15 protein-coding genes and 1 pseudogene (1 of these 16 only partly in view) are annotated in these 9965 nt (G+C 69.5%); 10 read left to right on the forward strand and 6 right to left on the reverse strand.

Going from position 1 to position 9965, the window contains the following annotated elements; genetic code table 11:
- Positions 1-12: 12 nt before the first annotated feature.
- A complete protein-coding gene (locus tag BGN97_RS11600) occupies positions 13-669 on the reverse strand; it encodes a dihydrofolate reductase family protein (protein ID WP_292701533.1) in 657 nt (218 codons plus the stop codon).
- A gap of 154 nt (positions 670-823) precedes the next feature.
- Between BGN97_RS11600 and BGN97_RS11605 the strand changes: the two genes are divergently transcribed.
- The 9 genes from BGN97_RS11605 to BGN97_RS11645 all read left to right on the forward strand — a co-directional run bounded on the left by BGN97_RS11605 (position 824) and on the right by BGN97_RS11645 (position 6246).
- On the forward strand, positions 824-1558 hold the full coding sequence (locus BGN97_RS11605) for a class I SAM-dependent methyltransferase (protein ID WP_292701536.1): 735 nt from the start codon (positions 824-826) through the stop codon (positions 1556-1558).
- A 45-nt stretch (positions 1559-1603) separates the two neighbouring features.
- Entirely contained in the window at positions 1604-1966 is a 363-nt protein-coding gene (locus BGN97_RS11610) for a hypothetical protein (protein ID WP_292701539.1), read from the forward strand.
- 77 nt (positions 1967-2043) lie between these two features.
- A complete protein-coding gene (locus BGN97_RS11615) occupies positions 2044-2910 on the forward strand; it encodes an AraC family transcriptional regulator (RefSeq protein WP_292701542.1) in 867 nt (288 codons plus the stop codon).
- Between the two features lie 119 nt (positions 2911-3029).
- The gene (locus BGN97_RS11620) at positions 3030-3569 is read left to right on the forward strand and encodes an alpha/beta hydrolase (protein ID WP_292701546.1); all 540 of its coding nucleotides are present in this window, start codon (positions 3030-3032) and stop codon (positions 3567-3569) included.
- 92 nt (positions 3570-3661) lie between these two features.
- Positions 3662-4045 carry a hypothetical protein gene (locus BGN97_RS11625; RefSeq protein ID WP_292701549.1) on the forward strand — a complete coding sequence of 128 codons (384 nt, stop codon included), beginning with the start codon at positions 3662-3664 and terminating at the stop codon, positions 4043-4045.
- 17 nt (positions 4046-4062) lie between these two features.
- Entirely contained in the window at positions 4063-4341 is a 279-nt protein-coding gene (locus tag BGN97_RS11630) for a hypothetical protein (RefSeq protein ID WP_292701552.1), read from the forward strand.
- A gap of 3 nt (positions 4342-4344) precedes the next feature.
- Positions 4345-4749, forward strand: coding sequence for a type II toxin-antitoxin system VapC family toxin (locus BGN97_RS11635; protein WP_292701555.1), 405 nt, complete (start codon positions 4345-4347; stop codon positions 4747-4749).
- Positions 4742-5080, forward strand: coding sequence for a YchJ family metal-binding protein (locus BGN97_RS11640; RefSeq protein ID WP_292701557.1), 339 nt, complete (start codon positions 4742-4744; stop codon positions 5078-5080). Before BGN97_RS11635 ends, BGN97_RS11640 begins: the two co-directional genes overlap by 8 nt.
- A gap of 68 nt (positions 5081-5148) precedes the next feature.
- On the forward strand, positions 5149-6246 hold the full coding sequence (locus BGN97_RS11645) for a tellurite resistance/C4-dicarboxylate transporter family protein (protein ID WP_292701559.1): 1098 nt from the start codon (positions 5149-5151) through the stop codon (positions 6244-6246).
- Here the strand turns inward: BGN97_RS11645 and BGN97_RS11650 are convergent.
- On the reverse strand, positions 6236-6814 hold the full coding sequence (locus tag BGN97_RS11650) for a 1-acyl-sn-glycerol-3-phosphate acyltransferase (RefSeq protein WP_292701561.1): 579 nt from the start codon (positions 6812-6814) through the stop codon (positions 6236-6238). The two genes, BGN97_RS11645 and BGN97_RS11650, sit on opposite strands and share 11 nt — an antisense overlap.
- An 88-nt stretch (positions 6815-6902) precedes the next feature.
- Positions 6903-7193: a Fe-S cluster assembly protein HesB gene (locus BGN97_RS11655; RefSeq protein ID WP_285633987.1), complete on the reverse strand. Its 291-nt coding sequence runs from the start codon at positions 7191-7193 to the stop codon at positions 6903-6905.
- Positions 7194-7337: 144 nt separating this feature from the next.
- Between BGN97_RS11655 and BGN97_RS11660 the strand changes: the two genes are divergently transcribed.
- Positions 7338-7982 (forward strand): DUF1345 domain-containing protein, encoded by a 645-nt coding sequence (locus BGN97_RS11660; RefSeq protein WP_292701564.1) that lies wholly within the window; start codon positions 7338-7340, stop codon positions 7980-7982.
- Between the two features lie 16 nt (positions 7983-7998).
- Here BGN97_RS11660 and BGN97_RS11665 read toward each other — a convergent pair whose 3' ends face one another.
- From BGN97_RS11665 to BGN97_RS11675, 3 genes and pseudogenes are all read right to left on the reverse strand, one after another.
- Positions 7999-8472, reverse strand: coding sequence for a DUF6328 family protein (locus BGN97_RS11665; protein ID WP_292701566.1), 474 nt, complete (start codon positions 8470-8472; stop codon positions 7999-8001).
- Between the two features lie 268 nt (positions 8473-8740).
- The gene (locus BGN97_RS11670) at positions 8741-9214 is read right to left on the reverse strand and encodes a carboxymuconolactone decarboxylase family protein (protein ID WP_292701568.1); all 474 of its coding nucleotides are present in this window, start codon (positions 9212-9214) and stop codon (positions 8741-8743) included.
- Positions 9215-9232: 18 nt separating this feature from the next.
- Positions 9233-9965: pseudogene (locus tag BGN97_RS11675) on the reverse strand (3-deoxy-7-phosphoheptulonate synthase) (it continues 340 nt past the right edge of the window).

Here is a 9965-nt window from a genome sequence, read left to right on the forward strand (position 1 = left end):
CAGGCTGGCACATCACCGCCGGGTGAGGGTCAGGTGCGTCACCCCGCTCGGCGAGGACACGGCCTCGATCGCATAGCGCTCGTCGAGAGCATCCAGGCCGTCCCAGAGCCGGACGCCGCGTCCGAGCAGGATCGGCACCTGCACCACGTGGGCGACATCGACGAGTCCCGCGGCGAGGAAGTCGCGCAGCATGGCGGGCCCGCCGCCGATCCGCACGTCCAGATCGCCCGCCGCATCGCGCGCCAGGTCGAGCGCCTCTGCGGGAGAGGCATCGACGAAGTGGAACACCGTGCCTCCCTCCATCTCGATCGAGGGCCGGGCGTGGTGGGTGAGGACGAAGACGGGTGTGTGGAACGGAGGGTTCGACCCCCACCAGCCGCGCCACTCGTCGTCGGTGCCGATGCCCGTCCAGGGGCCGGTGGACGCGCTGAACTTGCCACGGCCCATGATCTCGGCGCCGAAGCCGATGCTGTGCTGCTCGGCGAACACGTTGTCGATCCCCGTGGAGCCGCCTGGCACTCCGACCATGGACCGCCAGAACCGCGTGGCGAACATCCACTCGTGCAGGCGCTCGCCGGCGTGGCCGAACGGGGCGTCGACCGTGATGCCGTCTCCCGTGCCGAAGCCGTCGAGCGAGACGGAGAAGTTGTGGACACGAACCTGCGACATGAGCGACTCCCACGGTTGAGCGACGGTGATCTGCGAATCGTGCTGCGGGTAATCTACCTCGCCGAGCTCCCGCGGCTCTCGGCGGCGCCGTGCTCGGCGTGAGCGCCGGTCCCGGCGGCCGCACGAGACGACGGCCTCCCGCTAGCCTGTTCGGATGAGCGCCCCGCAGGACTACGACCCGCGGATCGTCGATCTGTACGACCTCGACAATCCGGACGGGCCGGACCACGACTTCTACCGTGCGCTGGCCGACTCCCGCGACGCGCGGAGCATCCTGGATCTGGGATGCGGCACCGGCATCCTCACCGTCACCCTGGCAGCCGAGGGGAGGCGCGTCGTGGGCGTCGATCCCTCCGCGTCGATGCTGGCCTTCGCGAGGGCTCGCACGGGCGGGGAGCAGGTGGAGTGGATCGAGGGCGACACCGAAGTGCTGCCGGAGGCACGATTCGACCTGATCCTGATGACGGGCAACGTCGCCCAGCACATCCCCGACCCGGCGTGGATGCTCACGCTGCGGCACCTGCGCGCCGTCGCGGCCCCTGGCGCCCTGCTCGCCTTCGAGAGCCGCAACCCCGCGGCGCGCGCCTGGGAGTCGTGGACCCGGGAGGAGCCGTCCGTCAGGGAGACGATGCACGGGGCACTGGCGGAATGGAGCGAGATCGAGGAACGAGGGGGCGGCGTCGTGCTGCTGCGCGCGTTCAACCGCTTCGAGCGCACCGGTGACACGGTCGTCGAGGAGCAGCTGCTGACCTTCCGGACCGAAAAGCGCATCATCCAGGATCTGCAGACCGCCGGCTTCGACGCCGCGGCGGTGTGGGGAGACTGGGCGCGTGCGCCGTTCGACGGCCGGCAGAGGCTCATGATCTTCGAGGCCACGCCGACCGCATAGCATCGAACCGTCCCGGGAAGGGGCGCGAGAACGAGGGGGACGTGCATGGGCAGGCGCAAGACACCGGAGGAGCGGGCCGACGAGGAGCGCCGCTACGCGCTCGCGAGCGCCGCGCACACGGACGAGGACTTCGAACCGTTCTTCACCGACACGAACCAGGCGATCCGGAACGCCGCGGCGATGAACCCGGATGCCAGCGCGGCCGTGCTCGACCGCTTCGCGTCGGACCGCTTCTGGAGCGTGAGAATCGCCGTCGCCGAGCACCCTCGCACGGACCGCGCGACCCTGCTGCGCATGCTTGAGGCCGACCCGCGCCGCCGTGGAGTGGTGCACCACGAGACGCGGAAGCGCCTGGAACGCGAAGGCGTCCGATTCGGGGACGACGGGATGCCGATCCCGGAGGCATAGCATCCGATCGGATCGGACCGCGATGATCGGGCGCCGCGACGATCGCTGAGGCGAGAGTGGATGCGAAGGGAGCAGCCATGATCGAAGTGCTCAACCATCTGGTCGACGAGATCGAAGCGAACCTCGGCGACGAGACGGATGTGGACGCGCTGGCCGCGCGCCTCGGCACCACCGGGTATCACGCGAGGCGGATGTTCTCGTCGCTCGCGGGCATGCCCCTGTCGGAGTACGTTCGGCGGCGCAGGATGACGGTCGCGGCGTCCGATCTGATCGGCGGCGACGACCTGCTGACCATCGCCGTACGGTACGGGTACGGCTCGACCGAGGCCTTCGGCCGGGCGTTCCGTGCCGTGCACGGCACGAGTCACGGCGATGTCCGGCGTGATGGCGGTCCCCTTCGCAGCCAACCGCAGCTCAGGTTCCGCCTGACCGTAGAAGGGAGCACCCCCATGGATGCCCGCATCACCGAACGCCCCGCCTTCCGCCTGATCGGACACACCGCGCGCGTGCCGCTGATCCACGAGGGGATCAACCCGCACATCCAGGCGCACATCGCCTCGCTGCCGATCGAGGAGCACGCGCGCCTCAAGCAGCTGAGCGACGCCGAGCCCGCCGGGCTCCTGCAGGTGAGCGCTGACGTCGACCCCGACTACACGCAGGGGAGCGAGCTGACCTACCTGCACGGAGTCGCGACCACCGCCGACTCCGACGTGCCGGCGGATCTGGACGCCATCGAGGTGCCCGCAGGCGCCTGGGCCGTGTTCCGCACCTCCGGCGCGTATCCGGCCGCGCTGCAGTCCACCTGGGCGGCGACCGCGACCGAATGGTTCCCGTCCAACCCCTGGCGTCTTCGTCCCGGCCCGTCGATCGTCGCCGTGCTCGACCGCTCCGAGGACTTCAGCGCCGCGACCACGGAGCTGTGGCTGCCGATCGAGCGGAGCTGAGTCGGGGCCGTGCGGCCGCGGATGCGCCGGATGCCGGCGTCTGCGGCCGTCGCGGCCCTCTGGGAGGCCAAGTAGGGTTGATGGGGCGCACCGCCCGTCACCACCCCAAGGAGCATCCAGTGGCAGAGAGCAGCACCTTCGAGCCGGACGGCCGTGCCGTCGACTACGTCGACGAGGGCGAGGGACCCGTCGGTCTCGTGCTGATCCACGGCATCGGCCGCACCGGTGAGGCGCTCGGCGTCATCGCGCACTACCTGGCCGAGGAGGCGGGGTTCCGCGTCGTGCAGATCGGCGCGGACGCCGTCGACGACGTCATCGCGGTGATGGACCACCTGGGCCTCGAGGACGCCTGGATCGGCGGTCACGGCTCGGGCGGTACGCTCGCACGCCACGTCGTCGCGGAGCACCATGAGCGCTCCAACGGCCTGCTGCTCCTCGGCGTGGAGGACGAGGACATCGCTCTGGCCCCGGCTCTGCCCGTGCTCATCATCCAGGGCTCGGACGACGACGTCACCCCGCCCGCCAACGGCGACCGCCTGCAGGCCACCGCGCCGGAGCGCGCGAGCGTGAAGACGCTCGCCGGTGCCGACCACCACTTCCCGGTCACGCACCCGATCGAGACCGCGTACATCATCGAGGAGTACCTGGACTGGGACTGAATGTCCTGCACAACCGTGGATCCGCGTGAGTTGTCCACGTCTTCTGGGATCCGGCAAGAAGAACGGTTCGCCCATCGCTGAGGATGGGCGGCATGGGAATCAGGTACTACGCATACGCATTCGACGCTGAGCTCACCGACGCGGCACTCGCCGATCCGGAGCGCTTCACCAGCGACGATCCGCTGGCCGACGCGTGGGGGATGCCACATGGCGCGCAGATCGCGACGACGAACTTCGAGCAGTCCGTGCCGAAGACCGAGATGTTGTACCTCGACAAGGCGTGGTCCTACCTTCAGGCGCTGACCCGGCCGGTCGACGGCGGCGATGATGGGCGGCCGTCGTTTCGAATGTTCGAGGGACCGGGACGGCAATTACATTCAGGAGTTCCTCGGGCGAGCGGTGACGTTCACAGCGCAGATCGCCGCGACGGGCCGAGGTTTCGTCTACATGATCGGCTGAGCGTATGTCAGACATGAGTAGTACAATCGAGGACATGCGAGCCGTCTCGAAGCGGGATCTCAACCAGCGCACCGCCGAAGTGCTGGCGCAGGTCATCGAGTCAGGCGAAATCGTCGTGACAGAGCGTGGCACGCCGCGATGGCGCGTGAGCGTCTTCCGTGAGGAGAGTTCGGCGCTGGAGAGGCTCGAACGTGAAGGGCGATACACGCCTCCGCCTGCAGAGCCGACACCATGGGCAGAGCACGTCGGCGGCCCGGCGTATTCCGAGGCGGAGGTCGACGCGCTTCTGGAAGAGATGAAGGGCGAGTACTGAATCGTGAGCATCGTCTATCTCGATTCATCTGTTGCTCTGCGCACGATTCTCGATGTGCCGGAACGTCCACATCTGCACCAGTGGATACTGAAACTCAAGCCGGCGCTCGTCTCGTCCCGCCTGCTGCGGACTGAGGTCATCCGCACGCTGCGGCGTGACAGGCGTGCGCTGTCGGAGGCCGATCAGCTCCTGACACGTGTGGGAATGCTGGAGCTCACTCAGGAGACTCACACAGTCGCCGAGTCCATCGAAGGACACGTCAAAGCCCTCGACGCGCTGCACCTGGCGACAGCATTGCTGATCGGTGAACAGGTGACGGTCGCCACTCATGACGCGCAGATGAGGAGTGCCGCGGAGCACCTCGGACTCAGGGTCGTCGATCCAGTGCTCGAGGTCGGTCATGGCTGACGGTGCAGGTCCGCGCTCTGAACCCACCACCGCCGAGGAGCTCATGCGCTCGCGGTTCGCGGCGTTCAAGCGCTCCGATGCCGCCTGGCTGCTGCGCACCTGGCATCCGTCCACCCGGCCCGACGGCCTCGACCTCGGCGACAACCCGCGCTGGCGCGGGCTGCAGATTGTCGACGTCGCAGGCGGGGGAGCGGATGCCGACTCCGGCGTCGTCGAGTTCCGTGCCACGTACCTGCAGGACGGCGGCGAGCTGGGCATCCTGCACGAGCGTTCGCGCTTCGTCCGCGAGGACGGTCGCTGGTACTACGTTGACGGCGATCTCGTCGGGTAGCGCGGGCGCAGGGGGATACTGGAGAAGGCGGTCATGAGCTGCCGAAGCGGAGCGGGAACAGGAACGAGATGAGCGCGAAGACGGATCTCGGAGCGGAACCCCTGTCGCCGATCCGCCATGCAGTCGCCGATCTGTCGCCCGGCTACTTCGCCGCGGTGATGGGCACCGGCATCGTCTCGATCGGACTGCACACCGCCGGCATCGAGCCGCTCTCCGCGGTGCTCATGTGGATCGCAGCGATCCTGTATGTCGTCCTCTGGGCGCTCTACATCTCGCGGGCGATCCGGTTCTGGCACCGCGTCGTCGGAGATCTGCGCGATCCCCAGGTCGCCTTCGCCTACTTCACCGTGGTTGCGGCGACCGATGTGCTCGGCGTGCGCCTCGCGGTGGAGGGCCTCGGCGTCCTCGCCGGGTCGCTGTTCCTGTTCGCCGGGCTGATCTGGTTCGTGTTCGGCTACGTTCTGCCGTGGCAGGTGCTGATGATCAGGGACGGCAGGACGATCCTCGGCCATGCCAACGGCACGTGGTTCGTCTGGGCGGTCGCCAGCCAGTCGCTGGCGATCGGGATGGCGCAGTTGCGCCCACGGGTGGACGACGGCTTCGCGCAGTGGACCGGGCTGCTCGCCGTGCTCGCCTGGTCGGTAGGGGTGATCCTCTACGCGGCGATGGCGATGCTCGTCCTGCTGAGGGTGGTGCACTTCGGCGTCGCTCCGCAGCAGTTCGACCCCGCCTACTGGGTCGCCATGGGCGCACTCGCGATCGCGGTGGTCGCCGGCGCCGGCATCGTGCAGATGGAGCACACACCGCTCGTCGACGCGGTCCGGCCGCTCATCGCGGCGACGGTCGTGATCTTCTGGGTGTTCTGCCTGTGGCTCATCCCGTTGCTGATCGGCGCCGGCATCTGGCGGCACGCGCTGCACCGGGTGCCGCTGCGCTACGTGCCGACGCTGTGGTCGATGGTGTTCCCGATGGGGATGTTCGCCGTCGCATCGCTGTCCCTGGGGGAGGCCGATGCGCTCCCGGCTGCGGGAACGGTCGGCGGGGTCGCCCTCGTCGTCGCGGTGATCGTCTGGGCCGTGGTGCTCGTCGGGATGCTGCACCGGGTGCTGACGGTGCTGTGGGCCGCCCGGCGGGGACCCGCTGCAGCGCAGCCGCTCACGAAGTGAGCGGCTGCTCCTCGCTCAGTCGCGGCTCGACGCGGTGCTCGGGCCGCAGGCCCGCCTTGTCGGCGTAGAAGGCGCGGATGCGGTCCATGTCGGAGGCCACGTCACCGGTCAGCTCGATGGTCGGCCCGAGGCCCGTCGTCATCGTCGTGCGGTCGACGTAGCCGAGGGTCACCGGCATCGCGGTCTCGCGCGCGATGCGGTAGAAGCCGGACTTCCAGTGCGAGTGCCCCTTGCGCGTGCCGTCCGGAGTGACGACCAGGCCGAAGACCTCGCCGTCCTGCACCTTCGCGACCACGTCGCCGACCACGCGCCCAGGGTCGCTGCGGTCCACCGGGATGCCGCCAAGCGCGCGCATGATCGGACCGCGCCAGCCGTGGAACAGGCTCTTCTTCCCGAGCCAGCGCACGTCGATCCCCAGCCGCCAGGCGATCGCGAGCATCAGCACGAAGTCCCAGTTGGAGGTGTGCGGCGCGCCGATCAGCACCGTCGGTCGGGCGGGAGCGGGTTCTGTCGTCAGCGTCCAGCGGCTGAACGACCAGAACACCCGGGAGATCAGGCGGCGGAGCATGGTTCAACGCTAGGGCCGGGCGCATGCGCCGCACGGCATACGAAGAGCCGCCGCCCGAGCGGGCGACGGCTCTTCGAGGTGCGGACGGTCAAGCCGCCTGCGGGAGCAGCGTGAACGACACCGCCCCCTGCTCATCGACTGTGGCGTCGAGCACCTTGTCGTTCAGCGCCTCGGCAGCGGCGTGCTCGAGGAACACGTGGATCTCGTCGTCGCCGATGACCTCGTCACCGGGTTCGGGCGTCGGAGCGACCGTGACGGCGAAGCGCGGCTCCGCCTCCGTCCCCGACGAATGGATGCGAAGGCCCGCATCCGGCGTCGTGCTCTGCTGGGCGACGATGGTCGCCGCGATCGTGTTTGCGTTCTCGGTCAGGGTGAGCATGAGCTCTCCTTCCGGTTGCGGACACCGCACCGTCCAGCACGGTGTCCGAGCCACGATTCCGCACCGGACGCGGACGGACAACCCGAACCGCCCGACTCGGAGGCCATTCACATGTGCGTCGGATCCGGCGCGTAGCATTCGCTCATGGACGATCAAGCCGTTCGCGCCTCCGTGCGTGTGAGGACCTCCGTCTCGGTGCTGATCGGCATCCTGGCCGGTGCAGGCATCGGCATCTGGCTGGGCCCCGCCGCAGGCATCCTGGGCGGCTGGGGCACCCTCGCGCTGGTCAACGCGGTGTGGGTGCTGCTGATCGTGTGGCCCATGGATGCGGCTGCGACCCGTGCTCATGCGCTGGCCGAGGATCCGGGACGCCGGGTGGCACGGATCGTCGCCATCATCGGCAGCGTCGTCAGCCTCGCCGCCGTCGGCGTCGTCGTCGTGCAGGCACGGCACGCGCCCGAGATCCAGAGCTATCTGCTCGCGGGGACGGCCGTGCTCAGCGTCGCCGCGTCATGGGTGCTGATCCAGGCGGACTACATGCTGCGCTACGCCCGGATGTACTACTCCGAGCCCGCCGGAGGGATCTCGTTCAACCAGCACGAGGACCCGCAGTACAGCGACTTCGCCTACTTCGCGGTCGGCCTCGGGATGACGTACCAGGTCGCCGACACGAATGTGTCGAACGGCGCGATCAGGCGCGTCGTGGTGGCCCAGACCATGCTCGCCTACCTGTTCGGCGCGGTGATCCTCGCCACCGTCATCAACCTGGTCACGAGTCTCGGCGGCTGATGGCGGGGCAGCCGGGTCAGTCCTGGCCGCGCCTGAGCATCGATGGCAGGCCCACCCACAGCAGCAGGATCGCGATCACGCCGAGCACTGATGCGACGACAGCGCTGGGCCGGTTCACCGTGACATCGAGGATCAGCGCCACCACGCCGACGGTCACCGCGCCGATCACGACGAGATTCGCCTTGACCAGCCGGTTCGCCGTCCGCACCAGGGCGATCTTGCGGTGCTGGTGGAACAGCAGGCGATGCATGCCCACGGGTGCCAGCGCCAGCACGGTGGCGGTCGCCGCCAGCAGCACGAGCACGACGTACAGCGACCGCTGCACGGCATCCAGGTCCGCGAACCGCGGCTGGAAGGCGACAGCCAGCAGGAAGCCGGTCAGGATCTGCGTGCCGGTCTGCATCACGCGGAGCTCCTGCATGAGCTCGTTCCAGTTACGATCGGCGCGCTCGAGTGGCGTCTCGCCCGGGCGCTGCTGCGCTGCCTCCATGAGCGGCAGGCTACTCGCGACCGAAGCGGAGAGCGACAGGCGCGCGCGCCACGCCGGCGCCGGAGCCCGTCGCGCTGGGGCGGCGTACCATCGAAGGATGGCCGATCAGCAGACAGATGACACGACGGTGAAGACACTCGCTGCACCTCCGTCGCTGCAGCTGCTTCAGACGGACGCTGACGCAGGGCTGTGCACCGACGGCTACTGCGTGCTTCCCGGCACTGAGGCGCCCCGACCCGCGGAGTGACCTCCGTCGATTCCGCTGCGCTCAGAGCCGCCCGGCGCGGCGCATGAGCGCGGCCGCGAGCTCCGCGTCCAGCTGGGGGTCGTCGTCCAGCGGCACGGCCAGGGCCAGCAGCGACCGGCTGAAGTGATTGCGCAGCCCCGCGGCCAGCGTGATGTCCAGGATCTGCCGGTCCGTGAAGCCGACGGCCCGCAGCGCCTCGGAGTCGGCATCGGTCATCGAGGACGGCGCTGTCGAGAGCTTCTCGGCATAGCGGATCACCGCCTGCTCGGCCGCGTCGAACCCGCTGTCGTCGTCCTCGGCGAAACCGCGCAGCCCGGCCTCGTCCACGACCCCCGCCTTCAGCGACTTGCGCGCGTGGGCGATCAGGCAGTGCGCCGACCCGATCCCACGCGCCGCACCCAGGGTCGCAGCCTCGTACACGCGGATGCCGATGGACGGCACGACCGCCCTGACGAGCGCCATGAACGCCTCATGCGCCTCCGGATTCCCCGCCATCGCGGAAGCCTCAGCTCCTCAGGGCATGGCGGGCGTCCCTGACCTGGCGGCGGTGCGCGCTGCGTTCGCGGCGGCCAGCACGGCGAGTGCCTCGACCGTGGCATCCCACCCCATGCACGCGTCGGTGATGCTCTGACCCCGCACCAGGCCCGCGGCGCCGTTCCGGACGTCGTGCTTCTGCGCGCCCGCGACGAGGTTGCTCTCGAGCATGACGCCGGCGACCGCGCGGCCGTCGGTCGCGATCTGCTCCGAGAGCTCCACGACCACCTCCGACTGCCGGATGTGGTCCTTGCCGCTGTTCCCGTGGCTGGCATCCACGATCAGCCGGTCGGTCAGGCCCGCGGCGGCGAGACGCTCGGACGCCCGCCGCACGTGCTCGGCGCCGAAGTTCGGACCGTCGGCGCCGCCGCGGAGAATCACCGACGTGTCGGGGTTTCCCGTCGTGGCGACCAGGCTCGCGCGCCCGTCGGCGCCGATCCCGAGGAACGCCTGCGGAGCGGATGCCGCGGATGCGGCGTCCAGGGCCACCTGCAGCCCGCCGTCCGTGCCGTTCTTGAAGCCGATCGGCATGGACAGACCGGACGCCAGCTGCCGGTGGATCTGGCTCTCGGTGGTGCGCGCGCCGATCGCGCCCCAGGCGATGAGGTCGGCGGTGTACTGCGGGCTGATGGGTTCGAGGAACTCCGTCGCGCAGGGCAGCCCGAGCGCGGTCACGTCGCGCAGGAAGCCGCGGGCCAGGCGGAGACCCGCC

Origin of the sequence: Microbacterium sp. 69-10 (genome assembly GCF_001897945.1) — a bacterium.
In the GTDB taxonomy this organism is placed as follows: domain Bacteria; phylum Actinomycetota; class Actinomycetes; order Actinomycetales; family Microbacteriaceae; genus Microbacterium.

Coding starts and splice junctions, on each gene's coding strand:
- BGN97_RS11600 (WP_292701533.1), bottom strand. CDS start 669: ATGTCGCAGGTTCGTGTCCACAACTTCTCCGTCTCGCTCGACGGCTTC.
- BGN97_RS11605 (WP_292701536.1), top strand. CDS start 824: ATGAGCGCCCCGCAGGACTACGACCCGCGGATCGTCGATCTGTACGAC.
- BGN97_RS11610 (WP_292701539.1), top strand. CDS start 1,604: ATGGGCAGGCGCAAGACACCGGAGGAGCGGGCCGACGAGGAGCGCCGC.
- BGN97_RS11615 (WP_292701542.1), top strand. CDS start 2,044: ATGATCGAAGTGCTCAACCATCTGGTCGACGAGATCGAAGCGAACCTC.
- BGN97_RS11625 (WP_292701549.1), top strand. CDS start 3,662: ATGGGAATCAGGTACTACGCATACGCATTCGACGCTGAGCTCACCGAC.
- BGN97_RS11630 (WP_292701552.1), top strand. CDS start 4,063: ATGCGAGCCGTCTCGAAGCGGGATCTCAACCAGCGCACCGCCGAAGTG.
- BGN97_RS11640 (WP_292701557.1), top strand. CDS start 4,742: ATGGCTGACGGTGCAGGTCCGCGCTCTGAACCCACCACCGCCGAGGAG.
- BGN97_RS11645 (WP_292701559.1), top strand. CDS start 5,149: ATGAGCGCGAAGACGGATCTCGGAGCGGAACCCCTGTCGCCGATCCGC.
- BGN97_RS11650 (WP_292701561.1), bottom strand. CDS start 6,814: ATGCTCCGCCGCCTGATCTCCCGGGTGTTCTGGTCGTTCAGCCGCTGG.
- BGN97_RS11655 (WP_285633987.1), bottom strand. CDS start 7,193: ATGCTCACCCTGACCGAGAACGCAAACACGATCGCGGCGACCATCGTC.
- BGN97_RS11660 (WP_292701564.1), top strand. CDS start 7,338: ATGGACGATCAAGCCGTTCGCGCCTCCGTGCGTGTGAGGACCTCCGTC.
- BGN97_RS11665 (WP_292701566.1), bottom strand. CDS start 8,472: ATGGAGGCAGCGCAGCAGCGCCCGGGCGAGACGCCACTCGAGCGCGCC.
- BGN97_RS11670 (WP_292701568.1), bottom strand. CDS start 9,214: ATGGCGGGGAATCCGGAGGCGCATGAGGCGTTCATGGCGCTCGTCAGG.